Origin of the sequence: Nonomuraea antimicrobica (genome assembly GCF_039536965.1) — a bacterium.
Lineage (GTDB): Bacteria > Actinomycetota > Actinomycetes > Streptosporangiales > Streptosporangiaceae > Nonomuraea > Nonomuraea antimicrobica.
Genome location: NZ_BAAAZP010000049.1, coordinates 226,240 through 243,889, shown reverse-complemented (window position 1 = coordinate 243,889; position 17,650 = coordinate 226,240). Strand labels below are relative to the sequence as shown.

General features: G+C 70.8%; 19 protein-coding genes. 4 read left to right on the top strand and 15 right to left on the bottom strand.

Translation table 11 applies throughout. The annotated features are described in order from the left end of the window. The first annotated feature begins 7 nt into the window (after nucleotides 1-7). Entirely contained in the window at nucleotides 8-565 is a 558-nt protein-coding gene (rfbC, locus tag ABD844_RS14400) for a dTDP-4-dehydrorhamnose 3,5-epimerase (RefSeq protein WP_344876964.1), read from the top strand. 5 nt (nucleotides 566-570) lie between these two features. Then, nucleotides 571-1,389 (top strand): glycosyltransferase, encoded by an 819-nt coding sequence (locus ABD844_RS14395; protein ID WP_344876962.1) that lies wholly within the window; start codon nucleotides 571-573, stop codon nucleotides 1,387-1,389. Here the strand turns inward: ABD844_RS14395 and ABD844_RS14390 are convergent. From ABD844_RS14390 to ABD844_RS14325, 14 genes are all read right to left on the bottom strand, one after another. Continuing rightward, on the bottom strand, nucleotides 1,386-5,201 hold the full coding sequence (locus tag ABD844_RS14390) for a LamG-like jellyroll fold domain-containing protein (RefSeq protein ID WP_344876960.1): 3,816 nt from the start codon (nucleotides 5,199-5,201) through the stop codon (nucleotides 1,386-1,388). The genes ABD844_RS14395 and ABD844_RS14390 overlap by 4 nt on opposite strands. Before the next feature lie 70 nt (nucleotides 5,202-5,271). Then, on the bottom strand, nucleotides 5,272-6,387 hold the full coding sequence (locus ABD844_RS14385; protein WP_344876958.1) for a hypothetical protein: 1,116 nt from the start codon (nucleotides 6,385-6,387) through the stop codon (nucleotides 5,272-5,274). Then, nucleotides 6,384-7,163 carry a WecB/TagA/CpsF family glycosyltransferase gene (locus tag ABD844_RS14380; RefSeq protein WP_344876956.1) on the bottom strand — a complete coding sequence of 260 codons (780 nt, stop codon included), beginning with the start codon at nucleotides 7,161-7,163 and terminating at the stop codon, nucleotides 6,384-6,386. Before ABD844_RS14380 ends, ABD844_RS14385 begins: the two co-directional genes overlap by 4 nt. 52 nt (nucleotides 7,164-7,215) lie before the next feature. Next, the gene (locus ABD844_RS14375; protein WP_344876953.1) at nucleotides 7,216-8,151 is read right to left on the bottom strand and encodes an endonuclease/exonuclease/phosphatase family protein; all 936 of its coding nucleotides are present in this window, start codon (nucleotides 8,149-8,151) and stop codon (nucleotides 7,216-7,218) included. A 119-nt stretch (nucleotides 8,152-8,270) separates the two neighbouring features. Continuing rightward, nucleotides 8,271-9,122 (bottom strand): dTDP-4-dehydrorhamnose reductase, encoded by an 852-nt coding sequence (gene rfbD, locus ABD844_RS14370; protein ID WP_344876951.1) that lies wholly within the window; start codon nucleotides 9,120-9,122, stop codon nucleotides 8,271-8,273. A 25-nt stretch (nucleotides 9,123-9,147) separates the two neighbouring features. Beyond that, nucleotides 9,148-10,074, bottom strand: coding sequence for a dTDP-glucose 4,6-dehydratase (gene rfbB / locus ABD844_RS14365; RefSeq protein ID WP_344876949.1), 927 nt, complete (start codon nucleotides 10,072-10,074; stop codon nucleotides 9,148-9,150). Further along, nucleotides 10,071-11,138: a glucose-1-phosphate thymidylyltransferase gene (locus ABD844_RS14360; RefSeq protein WP_344876947.1), complete on the bottom strand. Its 1,068-nt coding sequence runs from the start codon at nucleotides 11,136-11,138 to the stop codon at nucleotides 10,071-10,073. The genes rfbB and ABD844_RS14360 overlap by 4 nt, the downstream gene beginning before the upstream one ends. Before the next feature lie 3 nt (nucleotides 11,139-11,141). Beyond that, nucleotides 11,142-12,596, bottom strand: coding sequence for a sugar transferase (locus ABD844_RS14355; protein ID WP_344876945.1), 1,455 nt, complete (start codon nucleotides 12,594-12,596; stop codon nucleotides 11,142-11,144). 266 nt (nucleotides 12,597-12,862) lie between these two features. Then, the gene (locus ABD844_RS14350) at nucleotides 12,863-13,213 is read right to left on the bottom strand and encodes a hypothetical protein (protein WP_344876943.1); all 351 of its coding nucleotides are present in this window, start codon (nucleotides 13,211-13,213) and stop codon (nucleotides 12,863-12,865) included. Between the two features lie 93 nt (nucleotides 13,214-13,306). Next, nucleotides 13,307-13,942: a GntR family transcriptional regulator gene (locus ABD844_RS14345; RefSeq protein WP_344876941.1), complete on the bottom strand. Its 636-nt coding sequence runs from the start codon at nucleotides 13,940-13,942 to the stop codon at nucleotides 13,307-13,309. Continuing rightward, on the bottom strand, nucleotides 13,939-14,868 hold the full coding sequence (locus ABD844_RS14340) for a DMT family transporter (RefSeq protein ID WP_344876939.1): 930 nt from the start codon (nucleotides 14,866-14,868) through the stop codon (nucleotides 13,939-13,941). Before ABD844_RS14340 ends, ABD844_RS14345 begins: the two co-directional genes overlap by 4 nt. 33 nt (nucleotides 14,869-14,901) lie before the next feature. After that, a complete protein-coding gene (locus tag ABD844_RS14335) occupies nucleotides 14,902-15,285 on the bottom strand; it encodes a hypothetical protein (protein WP_344876937.1) in 384 nt (127 codons plus the stop codon). 47 nt (nucleotides 15,286-15,332) lie between these two features. Beyond that, complete coding sequence (locus ABD844_RS14330; protein ID WP_344876935.1) at nucleotides 15,333-15,905, bottom strand: GNAT family N-acetyltransferase; 573 nt, start codon at nucleotides 15,903-15,905, stop codon at nucleotides 15,333-15,335. A gap of 11 nt (nucleotides 15,906-15,916) precedes the next feature. After that, the gene (locus tag ABD844_RS14325; protein WP_344876933.1) at nucleotides 15,917-16,288 is read right to left on the bottom strand and encodes an MmcQ/YjbR family DNA-binding protein; all 372 of its coding nucleotides are present in this window, start codon (nucleotides 16,286-16,288) and stop codon (nucleotides 15,917-15,919) included. A gap of 72 nt (nucleotides 16,289-16,360) precedes the next feature. Here ABD844_RS14325 and ABD844_RS14320 point away from each other — a divergent pair, with 72 nt between their 5' ends. Next, entirely contained in the window at nucleotides 16,361-16,567 is a 207-nt protein-coding gene (locus ABD844_RS14320) for a hypothetical protein (protein WP_344876931.1), read from the top strand. Here the strand turns inward: ABD844_RS14320 and ABD844_RS14315 are convergent. Continuing rightward, a complete protein-coding gene (locus ABD844_RS14315; protein ID WP_344876929.1) occupies nucleotides 16,558-16,977 on the bottom strand; it encodes a VOC family protein in 420 nt (139 codons plus the stop codon). The genes ABD844_RS14320 and ABD844_RS14315 overlap by 10 nt on opposite strands. Nucleotides 16,978-17,107: 130 nt before the next feature. On the opposite strand from ABD844_RS14315, the gene ABD844_RS14310 reads away from it, so the two are divergent. Beyond that, nucleotides 17,108-17,536 carry a hypothetical protein gene (locus ABD844_RS14310; protein WP_344876927.1) on the top strand — a complete coding sequence of 143 codons (429 nt, stop codon included), beginning with the start codon at nucleotides 17,108-17,110 and terminating at the stop codon, nucleotides 17,534-17,536. Nucleotides 17,537-17,650 lie beyond the last annotated feature (114 nt).

Below are 17,650 nucleotides of genomic sequence, written 5' to 3'. Positions count from 1 at the left end.
TATCTTCATGAAACGCCTGAGCATCGATGGAGCACTGCTCTACACCCCCCGCATCCACAGCGATCCGCGGGGCGATTTCCTGGAAGGCTTCCGCGCCGCCGACCTGCGGGAGGCGCTCGGACACTCGATGGAGCTGGCCCAGGTCAACTGCTCGATCTCCCGGCGCGGCGTGCTGCGCGGCCTGCACTTCGCCGACGTGCCGCCTGGCCAGGCCAAATACGTCATGTGCGTCTCGGGGGCGGTGCTCGACGTCGCCGTGGACCTGCGCGTGGGCTCGCCCACCTTCGGCCGGTGGGAGGCGGTGCGGCTGGACGACTCGGCGCGCTGCGGGCTCTACCTCGCCGAAGGGCTGGGCCACGGCTTCCTGGCGCTGAGCGAGTCGGCCACGGTCGTTTACCTCTGCTCCACCGCGTACGACCCGGCGCGCGAGCACGGCGTGCACCCGCTCGACCCCGACCTCGCCATCGAATGGCCGCTCGACGGCGAGCCCGTCCTGTCGGCCAAGGACGCCGCAGCGCCCACGCTCCAGCAGGCGCTCGACGCGGGGCTGTTGCCGACGTGGTGAGCGTCGTGATTCCGGCCCACAACGAGGCCAAGGTGATCGGCCGCCTGCTCGACGGGCTGCTCCGCGAGGCGGCGCCGGGCGAGTTCGACGTCGTGGTCGTGGCCAACGGCTGCACCGACGACACCGCCGGGGTGGCCGGCTCGTACGCCGTGCGCGTCCTGACCACCCCCGTCCCCTCCAAGCGCGAGGCGTTACGCATGGGCGACGCGGCGGCCCGCGGGTACCCCCGCCTGTACGTGGACGCCGACATCGAGCTGAGCACCGACTCCGCTCGCGCGCTCACGGCCGTGCTGGCCGCGCCCGGCGGGCCGCTGGCCGCCGCACCGGAACGGGAGCTGGCGCTGGCCGGCCGCCCGTGGCCGATCCGCGCCTACTACGCGATCTGGACGCGACTCCCCCACGTGCGCGCCGGACTGTTCGGCCGCGGCGTCATCGCGGTGAACGACGCGGGCAACGCGCGCATCCGTGCCCTGCCCCCGGCGATGGCCGACGACCTGGCCGCCTCGCTCGCGTTCTCGGCCGGGGAGCGCGCGGTCGTGACCGGGGCGCGGGCGGTGATCCAGACCCCGCGGACGTTCGCCGACCTGCTCCGCCGCCGCGTACGCGCGATGACCAGCGTGAGCGAGCTGGAGCAGAGCACGGCCACGGCCGGGGAGCGAACGGGGGCGCGCGACCTGCTGGCCATCGTGGCCAGGGAGCCGCGCCTGGTGGGCGCGGCGGCCGTCTTCGCCGCGGTCGCCGTGCTGGCCAGGCGGAGAGCCGCCCGCGCGATCCGCGCGGGCGACTACACCACCTGGCTGCGTGACGAGAGCAGCCGGGGTTAACCGACAGGGGTGTTCATGTCTGTGGTGATCTGGGCGGGGGTGAGCGCCTTGTTGTAGACCCGTACCTCGTCGATGAGGCCGCTGAAGTACTCGCCCGAGCCACTGTTGCCGCCGATCCGCAACGGACTCGTCCCCGTACGCAGATCACCACCCGTCGGATTCGTCGCCACCTGAGCGCCGTTCACGAACATCCGCAACGTGGCCCCGTCATATGTGGCCGCCACATGACTCCAGGCGTCCAGCGGCAGATTGGCGGGAGCGGGCGCGTTGGCCCCCGACGACGTGTGGATGAACGCCCCTGGACCGCTGCTCCCGCTCCCCATGATCGCGTACGCCAGATCAGCCCCGAACTCCTTCATCACCACCGTCCGCCACCCCGTCACACTCGACGGACGCACCCACGCCATCAGCGTCATCCCGTCCGTCAACCGCAACGAACCCGAATCCGCCACCGTCACCCAACTCGACGTCCCGTTGAACGACAACGCCTGACCGTACTTCCCGCTCGCCCAGGTCGTCGCGGCGGCCGTGCCGTCGTTGCCGTTCCCCGAGGCGTCGGCGACGGCGGCGCCCGTGCCCGCGTCCATGCCGTACGCGGCCACCAGCCCGGTGACCGTGGGCGCCTGGGTCACCACCGCCGACGCCTCGCCGGACGGCGGGCCGGTGTTGCTGGACCCGTCGAAGGCCACGACGCGGTAGTGGTACGTGCCCGGCTCGACGCCCGAGTCGGTGAACGCCGTGCCCGCGGTCGAGCCCACCTGGTTGGCCCCCGACGGGGTGAACCCGGCGGTGGCGGAGCGGTGGACGGTGTACCCGGTCACGCCCACGTCGTCGGTGGCGGCCGTCCAGGTGAGCTGGGCGCTGCCCTGGCCGCCGGTCGCCACGAGCGAGCCCGGCGCGGTGGGCGGCTGGGTGTCGGGCGGCCCCTGCTGGCCGACGGGCGTGTTCATGTCGGTGGCGATCTGGGCGGGGGTGAGCGCCTTGTTGTAGATCCGTACCTCGTCGATGAGGCCGCTGAAATACTCGCCCGAGCCGCTGTTGCCGCCGATCCGCAACGGGCTGGTCCCGGTCCGCAGGGCACCGGTCGTGGGGTTGGTGGCCACCTGTGCGCCGTTCACGAACATCCGCAACGTCGACCCGTCGTACGTGGCCGCCACATGGCTCCAGGTGTTCAGCGGCAGATTGGCGGAAGCCGGCGCGTTGGCGCCCGAGGTGGTGTGGATGAACGCCCCAGGACCGCTGCTCCCGCTCCCCATGATCGCGTACGCCAGATCAGCCCCGAACTCCTTCATCACCACCGTCCGCCACCCCGTCACACTCGACGGACGCACCCACGCCTCCACCGTCATCCCGTCCGTCAACCGCAACGAACCCGAATCCGCCACCGTCACCCAGCTCGACGTCCCGTTGAACGACAACGCCTGACCGTACTTGCCGGTCACGGTCCACGCCGTGTTCGCCGCCGTGCCGGCGTTGCCGTGGCCCGAGGCGTCGCCGACGGCCGTGCCGCCGCCCTCGTCCATCGCGTACGCGGCCACCAGCCCGTCCGGCGCCTGCGAGCGCTGGTAGGTGGCGGTGTAGGTGGTCGCGGTGGCGGGCGCGGTGACGTTGTGACTGGCCGCGCCGCCGTCGGACCAGGAGGTCAGCGTGTGGCTGAACCCGTCCGCGCTCTGCGGCGACGGCGCCGAGACCGAGTTGTGCGAGCCCACGATCACCGTACGCGTGAAGGGCGCGATGGTCTGCTCGCCGTTGAAGCCGAGCCGCAGCCCGGCCGGCACGGTCTGGAAGGTCAGGTTCACCGTCTTGGGCTGGAGGATCACGCTCTCGGTGTCGGTCAGGCCGTGCGCGTCCGTCACGGTCAGCCGCAGCTCCAGGTGCGAGGGGTACTCGTGGTCAGGCGGCGCGAAGGAGCCGCTCGTGCCGGTGAACGTGGTGATCTCGTGCTCGTGGCAGGTGCCGGGGCAGTGGTGCAGGATCAGCCGCCACGACATCCGTGAGCCCGGGATCGTTCCGTCCTGGGCGTCCGTGCCGGTGCCGGAGAACGTGATCGTGTCCCCGACCGCCCAGGTCAGGGAGGTGGCCGGGGAGACGATGGCCGCGGTCGGGGCCGTGTTGCCCACGTTGATCGTGACGGTGGCGTCTCCCTGGCCGCCGCGCCCGTCGTCGGCACGCAGCTTCACCACGTACGAGCCCGGCTGGGTGTAGGTGAAGGACGGAGTGGCCGAGGTGGAGTCGTCGAAGTCGCCGTCGCCGTCCAGGTCCCACCGGAAGGTCAGCGGGTCGGAGTCGGCGTCCGAGGAGCCCGCGGCGGTGAAGTCGACCGCGAGCGGCGCGGCGCCGGACGTGGCGCTCGCGCCGATGACCGCGCTCGGCGGGTTGTTGTCGTAGAGGTAGCGGACGATCCGGCCGCCCGCGTAGTCGACCGCGAAGAGGTCGCCGCCGGGGCCGGTCTGCACCTCGACGGCGGGGATGCCCGAGTCGAACGTGGTGACGGTCGCCGGGTCGGGCAGGCCGTTCGCGCCCTTGGTCATGACCCAGACGCACGACCGGCTGTAGTCCGAGAAGAACATCGCGCCGTCGTAGGAGTCGGGGTAAGAGCCGCCGGTGTAGAAGGCCACGCCGCTGGAGGAGGAGCCGCCCGACGGGCAGGGGTCGTTCGGCGCCGGCCTGGAGCCGTGGTTCCAGGCGAAGTACGGCTGCGTGTGCGCGCCGGGCCCGGCGGCGTACAGGTTCTCGCAGAGGGTCAGGTTGAGGTTGTCGTAGCCGCCCTGCCGCCCGGAGCCCTCGTAGCAGGGCCAGCCGAAGTTGGCCACGGAGCCGGTGGGGTCGGCGACCCGGTTGATCTCCTCCCAGGTGTTCCAGCCGACCTCACCGGCCCACACCTCGCTGGTGCCCGGCCGGATGGCGAAGCGGAACGGGTTGCGCTGCCCGTAGGCGATGATCCTGGCCACGTTGGGGTCGCTACTGCCGGCGTTCGGGTTGCCGGGGGCGGCGGCGCCGGTGTCCGGGTGGATCCTGATGGTGGTGCCGTTGAGCGCCGCCGGGTCGCCGGAGGTGCGCAGGTCCTGCGAGCGCAGCGCGCCGCCCTGGGCGGCCGGGGGCGTCAGCGCGGTGCCGACCGGCGAGGGCGGGTCGCCGCACGGGTTGTCGGGGGTGATGTCGGAGCTGGTCAGGTTGTCCTGGCCGTAGTCGGCGAAGTTGAAGCTGGCGCCGTCGCCGCCAGTGGCGTAGAGCATGCCGTCGGGGCCGAACTTGAGGTCTCCGACGGAGTGGCTGGGATGCTGCTGGCACCAGTCGGTGATCAGCGGGGTCTCGGTGATCTGGCCGCCGCCCGAGGGTGCCAGCACCGACAGGCGCCCGGTGACGAGGCAGCCGTCGCCGGTCGGGCCGGGCGGCGTCGGGCAGGGGTCGGCGGTCGCGCCCGGCGTGCCCCAGCGCGGCGCGGTGCCGCCGGGCACGGCGTCGTAGGCGTACAGGACGTAGACGCGCGGGTCGGCGGGGAAGTCGGGGTGCAGGGCCAGGCCGAGCAGCCCCCGGTCCCAGAAGTTGTGGACCTGCGTGCGCAGGTCCGCGTAGACCGTCGGCGTGGTGTCGGTCATGGAGTCGAAGACCTTGATCAGCCCGCTCTTCTCCGCGATGAACACCCGGCCGTCCGAGGCGAACTCGATGTTGGACGGGTTGGTCAGCCCGCTGAAGACGACCTGTCTCTGGAAGCTGCCCGGCAGCGCCTGCGCGGCGGACGGCGCGACGACGGCCAGACCGGTGGTGAGCAGCAGAACGGATAAGAGCGCACGGCGAAGCCGTCTCAACACGGGAACCCCCTCAAGAGCCGATACTCCCCCGAGCCCTGGACTCGATCTATCGCACCGATTCAGCCGGAAGTCACGAGGGCTGTCCGCATCTGGCCAGCCACGCGTACAACAACCAGCCCAGTTCGTACGGCCGGCACTCCCGGTCCACGGCGACCGGCGGATAGATCCGGTCCAGCACGCCGAGCCGCATCCCCTGGTGCACCCCCGTCGCCGCCGCCCGCAGACCGCGGACGATCTTACGGGGATCGGCCCTGGCCTCCTTGCGCCACGTCAGGGCCAGGTCGTCCCGCACGAACGCGGGCCGCTCGATCATCCAGTCGAGCCCCTTGGCGATCTCCGCCACGTGCGCGGCGCCGCCCGCCTCGGCCAGGTCGAGCAGCGCCATCGGCGCCATCGAGAGCTGGTGGACGCTGTAGACCGGATAGCCCTCGACCACCGCACCGCTGCGGGCGTCGTAGTGCCACCACCACTCCCCGTACGGGCCCTGCGCCTGGCAGATCCCCGTGGCCACCCGCTCGGCCGCGCGCAACGCCTCCTCGTCGCCGACCGCGGCGTGCAGCCTGGCCAGCGCCTGCAGCGGATAGACCTGGTCGGCGAAGCAGCCCACGTGGGCGCGATAGCGCGGCACCAGCGGCCCCTGCCCGAGCGCGTGCGGGTAGAGCCGGTTGCCCGCCAGCCCGCCGAGCAGCCGCTCCCTGGCGCGCTCGGTCCTGCCGTCCGTCACCCCGGACGCGACCAGCGCGGCCAGCACCCACGCCGCCTCGACCGTGTAGATCTGGGGACCCGTGTCCAGCTCCGCCAGGCGGCTCAGCGCGAGGTCGACGTCCGCGTGCCCGGCCTGCGCCGCCGCCCAGCAGATCAACGCGGCGTCGCCGGGCCCTGTCACCTCCGGCAGCCGTTTGACCAGATGGCCCACCAGGTCGAGGAGGCCGTCACCGGCCAGCGCCGCCCGCTGCCGCGACTCGTCCAGCGTCGCCACGCCGAGCGCGACGATCGCCGAGTAGCGGATGCTGCGGCCTTCCGGCACCGCGGTCCACTCGCCGCCGGCGTCCCTGCGGGCGCGGCGGGTGAACACGAACCCGCCGTCGGCGTAGCCGGGCGGCAGCCCGCGTACGGCGAGGTCCAGCATCCTCGTCACGAAGTCCTGGTGTCCGGAGCTCAGCAGAGCGATCCGGTGATCCGTCACGTCGTCTCCTCGATCTTGCGTCTGACACCGGCCCACTCCCTGACCACCAGGAGCAGGAATCTGCCGTTGGTCCGCGCGTACCGGGGACCGAGCCGCAGCGGCTCCTGCAACGCGCGGTAGAGCCATTCCAGGCCCAGCCGCTGCCAGCGCAGCGGCGCCCTGCGGGTACGCCCCGCGAGCACGTCGAACGAGCCGCCCACGCCGTGGACGATCCGCGCCCGGGTGCTCTCGCCCCACTCGCGGATGAAGATCTCCTTCTTCGGCGAGGTGATGCCCAGGAACAACAGCTCGGCTCCGGAGGCGGCGATCTCCGCGGCGACCTCGGCCGACTCCTCCACGGTGAAGTAGCCGTCACGCGAGCCGGCGACGGCCAGCCCTGGATAGCGCAGCCGTACCTCCGCCAGCAGGCGGACCAGCACCTCCTCGGTCGCGCCGAGGAAGTACGCCCGGTACCCGCGCCTGCCGCCCTCCGCCATCAGCTCCGTGAACAGGTCGATCCCCGCCACCCGCTCGGGAACCCGGTGACCGAGCACCCGCGCGGCCCAGACCACCGACTGCCCGTCGGCCAGCACGAGATCGCTGTCGAGGACCGACTGGCGCAACGCGAGGTCCGTACGCATGTTGACGACCTTGGCGGCGTTCACCACGCCGATGGTCAGCCGCTGGTGCGCGGCGACCGCCGCCACGCACCGCGCGATCACCTGGCTCATGGTGAGGGCGTCCAGCACGGTGCCGAACACCGTCTTCCTGTAGGACTGCTCGGGTAACCTCGTCATTCGTCCCCCTGGGTGTCCAAGGCATATCGCCCACAACTCCGGAAACGTGACATCACGGAAAAACCAGCTCGGTGAGCGTCGCGCGGTGGTCCGTACGGGGCAGCGGCACCGTCTCGAAACCGCGGATCGCGATCCGGCGATCGGCCAGCACGTGGTCGATCGCCGCCTTCGGGAACAACCTCGGCTGCTCGTAGTAGGGCCAGGTCATGGACAGCCCTTTGCCGGTGACGTCCGCCGCGTCGCGGTAGCCGGTGGCGATCAGTTCGCGCAGCACCACGTGGTCGAGGGTGGAGTTGAAGTCACCGGCCAGGACGCGCGGACGCTCCGCGGCGGGCGGCAGGGCCCGGATGCTCGACGCCCAGCACGCCGTACGCCAGCCCTCCGAGGGCGCGCACGCGTGAACGGCCACGAACTCGGCCTCCCGCCCGCCCGGCAGGGTGATCACCGCCGGGAGGTGGCGGGGGCTGCCCTTGAAGACGGGGGCCTCGATCGGCGTCTCCGACGGCCGCAGCGGGTACCGCGAATAGATCGCCGCGCCCTCGGAGTTCTTGCCCGGCAGCACGACCTCGTACGGCAACAGCCGCCCCAGCCCGAGCCCCTCCACCCGCTCCCGCATCCGGTCGGTGAACTCCAGCAGGTGCAGCACGTCCGGCCGGACCCGCTCCACCACGGCCATCAGCGCCGACGGAGGCACGGAGGAGTGCAGCAGGTTGACGGCCAGCACCCGGACGACCGGGCCCGCGGCGGGCGGGTTGCGCTCCGGCAGCGCCCGCGGCAGGACGACCGTCGCGAACGCCCCGGCCACCACCAGCGCGGCCACCTGCAGCGGACGGTCGCGCGTGAGGACCGCGACGGGCAACGGCACCAGGGAGAGGACCGCCGCGTAGGGGGTGAACGAGACGAGCTGGGACCAGAGGAACGCCGGCTCCCAGCCGAGCAGCCGCAGCCCCACCCAACCGGCCAGCGCCACGACCGCCAGCCACGACATCACGGCACCCGCCCCCCTCCTCCGGCTCCGGCTCCGGCTCCGCCCGCGCCCCTCCGTTCCCTCGCCCGCGAGCACCCGATCCGGACGAACCTCTGAACGCTGCTCTGGACCACGCTGCTCTAGACGACGCTGCACTGCGGCTCACGTGTCAGCACCGGCCAGGCCGCGTGCAGGGCCTGCCGCCAGTGGCGGATCGGCTGTCCCCGGGTGTGCGCGAGCACGCTGTTGGCCGGCCGACGGGCCGGGCGGGGAAAGTCCGCGGAGGTCACGGGGCGTACCCGGCCAGGGTCGAGGCCCAGGAGCGTGAAGATCTCCTTGGCCAGCCCGCACCACGTCGTCTCCCCGGCGCTGGTGCCGTGGTAGACGCCCGGCGGCAGGTCGGACTGCGCCAGCCGCACCAGGTAGTCGGCCAGGTCGGCCGCCCACGTCGGCTGGCCGCGCTGGTCGTCGACCACGTCGACGGTCTCGCGCTCGCCCGCGAGCCTGATCATCGTCTTCACGAAGTTCCGCCCCCGCGCGCCGTACAGCCAGGCGCTGCGCACCACGTAGTGCCCGTGCTCCAGCGCCGCCGACTCCCCGGCCAGCTTGGTACGGCCGTACGCGTTCACCGGCGCGGCCGTCGCGTCCTCGGGGTAGGGCACGGGCGCGGTCCCGTCGAAGACGTAGTCGGTGGACACGTGCAGGAGCCGGGCCCCGACCAGGTCACACGCCTCGGCGAGCCAGCGCACGGCGTCCCCGTTGACCGCCAGCGCCTCGGCCTCGCGCGTCTCGGCGTCGTCCACGGCGGTCCAGGCGGCGCAGTTGACCACGGCCCTGGGCCGGTAGGCGGAGACGAAGTCGCGTACCGCCCGCCTGTCGCACACGTCCAGCTCGCCCCGGCCGAGGGCGAGCACCGGCTCGCCGGTCAGCGCGGTCCGGTCGAGGACGTCGGCGGCCAGCATGCCGCCGGCCCCCGTGATGAGCCACCTCACGACGCCTCCCGGCACGACAGAACGGTCATCCCCGCCACCAGTCCCGGTGCTCGGCGTACCAGCGGACCGTGTCCTTCAGCCCCTGCTCGAACGGGATCTCCGGCCGGTAGCCGAGGCCCCGCAGCTTGGCGTCGTCCAGCGAGTACCTGCGGTCGTGGCCCTTGCGGTCGGCGACGTGCTCCACCATGTCCCAGTCCCGGCCGCAGGCTTCCAGGAGGAGGCTGGTGAGCTGCTTGTTCGTCAGCTCGGCGGTGCCCGCGACGTGGTAGACCTCGCCGGGCGCGCCCCGCTCGGCGACCAGGCGGATGCCCGCGCAGTGGTCGTCGACGTGGATCCAGTCCCGAACGTTGCCGCCGTCCCCGTACAGCGGGACCTTCCTGCCGCGCAGCAGGTTCGTGACGAACAACGGGATGATCTTCTCGGGGTACTGCCGGGGGCCGTAGTTGTTGCCGCAGCGGGTGATCGAGACGTTCAGCCCGTACGTGACCGCGTACGCGCGGGCGATCAGGTCACCGCTCGCCTTCGAGGCCGCGTACGGCGAGCGCGGGCGCACCGGCGCGTTCTCGTCCCACGAGCCGATGTCGATCGAGCCGTACACCTCGTCGGTCGAGACCTGCACCACCTTCGGCACGCCCGCGTCCAGGCACGCCTGGAGCAGTGTCTGAGTGCCGAGCGCGTTGGTGCGCATGAACTCGGCGGCGCCCTCGATCGAACGGTCCACGTGCGTCTCGGCGGCGAAGTTCACCACCAGGTCGTGCCCGGGGACGACGCTCGCCAGCAACCCCGCGTCGCAGATGTCCCCGTGCACGAACTCGTGCCGGACCCCGTCGAGGTTGGCCCGGTTGCCCGCGTACGTCAGCTTGTCGAGGACCGTGACGTAGGCGTCGTGAAGGCTCCGGACGAAGTGGGAGCCGATGAATCCCGCCCCGCCTGTCACCAGAATTCTGGTCATGAACTGATCTGCACCTTGCTGTGATCGCCCAGTACGAGACGGTGGGCTTTGGGGGTGTTGGGCGCCGGGGTGACCTCGACGTCGTGCCCGATCAGCGACGACTCGATCCGGCCGACCCCGGCGATGGAGGCCCTGGGCAGCACGATCGAGTACTCGATCTCGCTCCCCGTGACGGCACAGGAGGCCCCGATGGAGGTGTACGGGCCGACGTAGCTGTCCTGGATCCGGGCGTCCGCGCCGATGACGGCCGGGCCGACGATCCTGGAGCGCTCGACCACGGCCCCCGGCTCGACCGCGACCCGGCCGATCAGCTCGCTGGCGCCGTCCACCCGCCCGTCGATCCTGGGCTCGACCGACTCCAGCACCAGCCGGTTGACCTCCAGCATGTCGGTGACGTTGCCGGTGTCCTTCCAGTAGCCGGAGATCACCGAGGACTCCACGCGCAGCCCGGCCTCGATCAGCCACTGGATCGCGTCGGTGATCTCCAGCTCGCCTCGCCACGACGGCTTGAGCTCCGCCACCGCCGCGTGCACGGCCGGGCTGAACAGGTAGACGCCGACCAGCGCCAGATCGCTCTTGGGCCGCGCGGGCTTCTCCTCCAAGCCGATCACGCGTCCCTCGGAGTCCAGCTCGGCGACCCCGAACTGCCGGGGGTCGCCGACCTTCGTCAGCATGATCTGGGCGGCCGGCCGCTCCCGCTTGAACCGGTCCACCAGGCCGCTGATGCCGCCCACGACGAAGTTGTCGCCCAGGTACATGACGAAGTCGTCGTCACCCAGGTAGTCGCGGGCGATCAGCACGCCGTGGGCCAGCCCGAGCGGGGCCTCCTGCCGCAGGTACGTCACCTGCAGCCCGAACGCCGAGCCGTCACCGACGGCCGCCTCGATCTCCGCCTGCGTGTCCCCGACCACCAGGCCCAACTCCGTGATGCCCGCCTCCGCGATCGCCTCCAGGCCGTAGAACAGGACCGGTTTGTTCGCGACCGGGACCAGTTGCTTGGCCGACGTGTGCGTGATGGGCCGTAGCCGGGTGCCCGAACCCCCCGCGAGCACGAGTGCCTTCACCTTCTAGTACGCCCCTTCTCCACGGGTGACGACGGACCAGGTCTTCCACAGGATCTGCAGGTCGAGGATGAGCGACCAGTTCTCGACGTAGCGCAGGTCGAGGCGTACGGACTCCTCCCACGTCAGGTCCGAGCGCCCGCTGACCTGCCACAGCCCGGTCATGCCCGGCTTGACCACCAGGCGGCGGCGGACGTCCGTGCCGTACTCGGCCACCTCCTGCGGCAGCGGCGGGCGCGGGCCGACGAGGGACATCTCCCCGCGCAGGACATTGAGGAGCTGGGGCAGCTCGTCGAGGGAGTATTTCCGCAGGAAAGCGCCTACCCGAGTGATCCTTGGATCGTTCCTAATCTTGAAGAGCACGCCGTCGAACTCGTTCGAGTCGAGGAGTGCTCCTTTGAGCCGTTCGGCATCGGCCACCATCGTACGAAATTTCACCAGACGGAAGGTCTTGCCGTCCCTGCCGACCCTCGTCTGGAAGAACAGCGCGGGGCCGTCGCTCGTCGTACGGATCACCAGCGCGATCGCCAGCAGCGGCAGCGCCAGCACCAACAGCGCGAACCCGGCGCCCAGCCGGTCGAACACGGTCTTCACGAACTGCCGCACGCCGTCGAACTCGGGATGCTCCACGTGCAGCAGTGGCATGCCCGCGACCGGCCTGATGCTGATGCGCGGCCCCGCCACGTCGAGCAGCGCGGGCGCCACGAACAGATCGGTACGCGCGGTCTCCAGGCTCCAGGCCAGCCGGCGCAGCGCCGCGCCGTCCAGCTCCGGGCAGGCCAGCACGGCCACCGCGTCGGCCTGCGACCGCTCGACCACGCTCGCCACGTCGCCGAACGACCCCAGCACCGGAATCCCGTCGAGATCGACGTCGATCGCGGTGTCGGGAAGGCAGGCCCCCACCACCCGCATTCCGTGGTACGGCTGACGCCTGAACTGCACCACCAGGTCGAGGATCGACTCCCGGTGCCCGACCGCTATCACCTGGCGCATGTACTCGCCCACCGCTCTCCTTCGGTGGAGGCGCTTGCGCATGCGGTAGCGGTAGTAGATCGTGATCAGCAGCGCGAGCGGCAGCATCGCCATCACGAAGCTCCGTGCGATCGCGGTCTGCGTGGCGTACGCCATGATCGCGACCGTGGCCATCAGGCCGACGCCGCCGTTGAAGACGGCCCTGAACTCCTCTGTCCCCTCACCGTTGGCCCGCTGCCGGTACGCCCCGCCCATCATGAGCGCGACCGGCCAGGCCACGACCAGGCCGAACCCCAGCAGGAACTCCGCCAGCGGTATGTACACCCCGGCGATCAGCCGGATGCCCAGCACGCAGACGCATGCGAGCAGCGCGCATAACGTGTCCCCGGATAACAGGAGCCGTAAGTACGCCCGCGTCCAGATACTGGACGCACGGCGTGGCACGGCCCCGAGGAGCACGACAGTGGACTCCCCAGTCCCCACCCTCATAGCACCACCCTGGCAACTCTGTGTTCTGCGATAACTTGACGTTCCTTGAACCACATGGGTTGACAAGTCCCACGCACAACAAGGGCGGCGGCCCCCACTAAAGAGTAAAGATCCATTCCATCCCGGGGAATATCGTCAATTGTCCACAATCGGACGATAGTTAGGCGTCATAGGGCTTGACGGAACGATCCAAAAGTGGCAGCGACGGGCCAGCGGAACTGGAGATTTGCTGGGACATTTCCGCTGGTTGCCGTTATGTGACGGGGCTAGTCGTACTCCAGGTCCGGGAGAGCCGAGGGTGGATCGGGGCTGCGCCAGACGACCACGACCCCGTCGTGCGCCGAGTCGGCCGCCACGGCCAGCCGGTCGAGGTCGAAGTCGGGCAGATAGCGCAGGCGGGTGAGAAACGTGGCGTCCGTGGCCGAGCGGGGCACGACGCAGCCCTCGCCGTCACGGTCGAGCAGGATGAACAGGACGTCTTCGCCACTTTCGGTGACGACACGGACCTCCACCACGTCCTCCCAGGCGAGGGCCTCGACGCTCCCGTCCGCATAGTGACGAGTGACGCCCTCTTCCGTGACATACACGTAGGAGTCCGGCATCGGATTGCCGTGCATGGCCGCGATTCTTGCGAGTTCTGGGGCTGTCTCGCAAGGGTTCGCGCGCATTGGTGCGCATGAGCGCACCGGACGGCTCGCCGATCGCCGGGATCACCGCTGAGTGTGCTCGCCGCCCCACGAGTGGCCGAGATGGGCCGCCACCGCCGCCCGCGCGACCTCGACCGGGCCGTTCGCGATGGCGTCGAGCAGCTCCCGATGCTCGCGGATCAGCACGTCCCTGTCCTTGTACACCTCGCGCAGCCGCACCACCCCGAGCTGCGTCTCGGCGGCCAGCGTGCCGTAGAGCCGCTCCAGCCGCGGGCTGCCGACGGCCTCGATCAGCGCCTGGTGCAGCAGCATGTGCTCGGCCACGGTCTCCGACCACGGCGCCTCGGGGGGCAGGGCGGCCATCCGGTGCAGCGCGGCCTCCGCCTCCGGCACCCTCCGCCCGACCACGGCGCGGGCCATCAGGTCCTCCAGGGGGCGGCGGACGTACATGAGGTCTTCGAGGTCCGAGAGCGTCACCTCCGGGACGTAGGCGCTGCGGTTGCGCTCGCGCCTGAGCAGCCCCTCGTGGACCAGGCTCGCCAGCGCCTCCCGCACGGTCGGCCTGGCCACGCCGTACGTCGCGGCGATCTCCTGCTCAGGCAGCGCGGTGCCGGGCGCGATCTCGCCGGACAACACCCTGCTGCGCAGGGCGTCGGCGAGCGCGCCGACGGTGGAGACGGGTCTGAGCGGCAACGTCACGGCTGCGACTCTAGCTCCATTTCCGGCCCTTGATCCGCCGCGCGTTCCGGCCCCTCGGTCTTCGGCTCAGGCCCGCGTTCGGGTACGGCCGCCGCCAGCAGGCTCGCCCCCAGCAGGACCAGCCCGGCGATCGAGACCGGGGACAGCCGTTCGCCCAGCACGACCAGGCCGAGCAGCGCGGCGACGGCCGGCTCGGTCAGGGCCAGCGTGGCGGCCGTGGCCACGGGGGTGGTGCGCAGGCCCCGGCCGTACAGGAGGTAGGCCAGGGCCGTGGTGCCGAGCCCCAGGTAGAGCACGACGAGCAGGGCCCGCGGCTCGGCCGCCCACCCGGGCCAGGTCAGCGCCAGGACGGGCAGCATGATGATCGCCGCGCCGCCGAACATCACCCCCATCACCGCGTCGGAGTCGCCGCCGCGGCCGATCGCGCGGGCCGCCATGACGGCGTAGAAGGCGTACACCAGCCCGCCCAGCAGGGCGAACAGCACGCCCGACACCGCCCGCGTCCCCGCTTCGGCCCCGCCGCCCACGATCAGCGCCGCGCAGCCGCAGATGGCGACCGCGGTGGTCAGGGTCCAGCGCCGGGTGGGGCGGCGGCCCTGCATGAGCCAGGAGAGCAGCCCGGTGAAGACCGGCCCGCTGCCGATCGCGACGACGGACCCGATGGCGACCCCCGTACGCGTCACGGCGGCGAAGAAACAGAGCTGGTACGCGGCCACGGCCACCGCGCCGAGCAGCAGGCCGGGCTTGATCACGCGCCTGAGACCCCTACGGGCGACGAACGCGAGCGCCGCACCTCCGATCACCAGCCGGGCGGCGGCCAGGGCGGTCGCGTCGGAGGCGGAGCCGGTGGACACCAGCAGTCCGATCGTGCCCGCGGTCCCCCAGAGCACAGCAGCGCCGATGACGGCAAGAGGTCCGTTCCCCATGCCGTCATTGTCTGACAATTAGACACTCCTCGTCTAGTTGTCAGACAATTCTTCCAGAAGTTGGCCGATGAGCCGCGTCGCCGGAGCCGCCACCTCCCCCACGTAGTCGTCGAACACCGCCAGCGCGTCCTGGACGCCGGGCAGGCTCTTGCGCGGCAACTCCAGCAGCGGCTCGCCCTCCGCCTCGACCCCGCCCTCGACGTGGAACGCGCCCCCGGAGGCGGCGATGGAGACCTCGAACCTGACCTCGCGGCCGTCCGGCAGGACGAACGTGACGCCCACGCGCGCGCCCGCGGGCGGGAAGAAATGGGAGAAGCGCTCACTGCGCACGAACGGGTGATGTAACTCCGCGAGGGTCTCCGACGCCCGGCCCAGTGCCGCCAGCAGCCCAGCCGCGGCCAGACTCTCGCTGTCCATCCGCAAAGGTTAGTTCAGCAACCCCGAGCCTCGCCAGGCAAACCGCATCACCCCGACCCCTGGCCCTCCGGTCCAGGGTCGGGCGTTTGACGATCGGGCGGGATCAGTGGCGCCAGAGGGTCGGTGGCCAGGCGGGCGTGCCGTTCGACGTCGTAGCGGACACCCTCGTAACAGAGCTTCCCCCGCTCGACCCCCTCGGGCAGGAACCCGGCCTTCACCGCCACCCTGCACGAGGCGGGATTGTCGGTCCTGTGCCCGAGTTCGAGCCGGAAGAGCCCCCGCACCTCGAACGCCCACCGGGCCAGCAACTCGGTGGCCGCCACCGCGACACCTCTCCCCCTGGCCTCGGGAACGACCCAGTAGGAGACCCACCCATTGCCGTGATCGTCGATCCGCGCCACGGCGACGTTCCCAACGACCCGCGCCCCGTCTGCTTCACCGACCGTCACCGCGAACGCGTGCCCCACCCCGGACCAGGAGGCGATCCACCCGGAGGCGTCCTTGAGCGTCACGACGGGCCAGGGTGCCTGCCGGCGCAGGTCAGGCGACTGGAAGGCGTGGAGCACGACGGGGGCGTCATCGTCGCGCCACTCCCGCAGCCGGACGTTCGCAGGAATCACGACGCCCGAGATTACCCGGACTGCACCCTCTGCCCGATCGGGTGGGTGGCCTCGAAGTCGGCCACGAGCTGCTTGGGCGCGGTCAGGCACCACGCCTCGGCCACCAGCTCGAACAGCTCATCCGAGTCGATCTTGTCGAGATGCACCACCACCCAGCCGAACCGCCCCGCCGTGAACTGCACCTCGAACACCTCGGGCCGCTCACTGACCAGCGCGATCTGCTCCTCGATCGTCGCCTTGAGCCCGACGGTCTCCGTCGCCTCCCACAGGTAGGCGAACCCCTTGTCGCGCACCTTGAGGCCGACCCACTCGCCCCCGTGGCTCAACCGGACCTCGGGCAACTCGTCCAGCATCGCCAAGAACTCATCGACGGTCACACCCATGCCGCCTGTGTACCAGATCGCCCTGACACTTCAGAACAGTTGAGCACTCACTCAACCAGCAAGGAGGTGAACGTGCGCCTCTACGTCGAGACCCTGACCAGAGCCGACCAGGAGGCCCTCTGGCAGGCCACCCAAGACCCGTCCCAGCACCGGCGGCGTACGCTTCCTCACCTCGTACGCGCGTCCCGCTCCCTGGAGGAGCCGGCCGTGCTCGTCACGGCGCTGGAGGACATGGGGGCCCATGGCCCGCCGCGCCGTACGGGCCCGGCTCAGTCGTAGTATCGAACCTCGATCACGTTCCCATCGGGATCGGGGAAGTAAATAGTCTCGGGCGCGATGCCCTGGGCCCCGAACGAGTTCGTGCCGGTGCCGGTGATCTCCACTTTGTGCTGCTTCAGCCGTACCTGGAGGGCGTCGAAATCCTCCTTGCCGACCGCCAGGCAGAGATGGTTGAGCGGATGCCCGGAGCTGCCCGGCACTCCGGTGCCCTCGTCCACGCCCCGCATCGACTCGAAGGTCATCAGGTCGATGACGCACTCCGGCGAGATCCGCACGCTGGGAAAGGGCGCCTTCCCCTCGCGGAACTCCACTGCCCGCACCCCTGGCAGGCCGATCACCCGTTCATAGAAATGCAGGGAGACGAGTTGGTCGGAAACCCAACAGACGAGATGGTCAAGGCGTGCGTGCATCAAAACACCTCCGCTTCCCCCCTAATATCCGGTTTCTGAATCCCCGTGTCCACCTGCCGCCTCGGATGGCCGCCTGTTTGCCAGAGGCGGTTCATTCCGGGTTCAACGGACTGTCCTCCATAATCAAGGCATGACGCCCCCGTCCACGGCCTCCGCACGAATGCCGGGCACCGTGAAAGCAGCTCAATACGTCCTGACGTTCCAGATGGCCTTCGGGCTCGTGGGGTTCGCCGCGGGGATCGGCGGCTTCTTCGCCACGTTCCACTGGATGCTGCTGATCCCGCTCGGCTACGCCGCCGTGAGCCTGTCCACCGTCGGCTGGCTGCTGAGCCGCTGGTCCACGCGTCGGAGGGCGGTGCGCCGGCTGATCGTCGGCGTCGAGACGGCGTACATCGCGGGCGGCCTCGCGCTCCGTGCGATGGATCCGGGCTTGACCTGGCGCGACATGATTGTCGTGGTGGCGGGGTTCCCGCTGGTCGCCATCGTCCTCATGCTGCTGCCCCCGGCCGGGCGCTGGTTTCACGTCACCTCGCAGTCACGACCGTTCACCGGAGCATGAAACCCTCCTGCGCCGATGGGCCCTGGAAAGTCGCCACGAAAGGCCCGGAAGTTGTCGCAGGAATTATCTGGAAATCGTGACGGCAATATAACGGCCTGCCATCAGTGGCGAACT

Coding starts and splice junctions, on each gene's coding strand:
- rfbC (WP_344876964.1), top strand. CDS start 8: ATGAAACGCCTGAGCATCGATGGAGCACTGCTCTACACCCCCCGCATC.
- ABD844_RS14380 (WP_344876956.1), bottom strand. CDS start 7,163: ATGACGAGGTTACCCGAGCAGTCCTACAGGAAGACGGTGTTCGGCACC.
- ABD844_RS14375 (WP_344876953.1), bottom strand. CDS start 8,151: ATGTCGTGGCTGGCGGTCGTGGCGCTGGCCGGTTGGGTGGGGCTGCGG.
- rfbB (WP_344876949.1), bottom strand. CDS start 10,074: ATGACCAGAATTCTGGTGACAGGCGGGGCGGGATTCATCGGCTCCCAC.
- ABD844_RS14355 (WP_344876945.1), bottom strand. CDS start 12,596: ATGAGGGTGGGGACTGGGGAGTCCACTGTCGTGCTCCTCGGGGCCGTG.
- ABD844_RS14350 (WP_344876943.1), bottom strand. CDS start 13,213: ATGCACGGCAATCCGATGCCGGACTCCTACGTGTATGTCACGGAAGAG.
- ABD844_RS14340 (WP_344876939.1), bottom strand. CDS start 14,868: ATGGGGAACGGACCTCTTGCCGTCATCGGCGCTGCTGTGCTCTGGGGG.
- ABD844_RS14335 (WP_344876937.1), bottom strand. CDS start 15,285: ATGGACAGCGAGAGTCTGGCCGCGGCTGGGCTGCTGGCGGCACTGGGC.
- ABD844_RS14325 (WP_344876933.1), bottom strand. CDS start 16,288: ATGGGTGTGACCGTCGATGAGTTCTTGGCGATGCTGGACGAGTTGCCC.
- ABD844_RS14315 (WP_344876929.1), bottom strand. CDS start 16,977: ATGCACGCACGCCTTGACCATCTCGTCTGTTGGGTTTCCGACCAACTC.
- ABD844_RS14310 (WP_344876927.1), top strand. CDS start 17,108: ATGACGCCCCCGTCCACGGCCTCCGCACGAATGCCGGGCACCGTGAAA.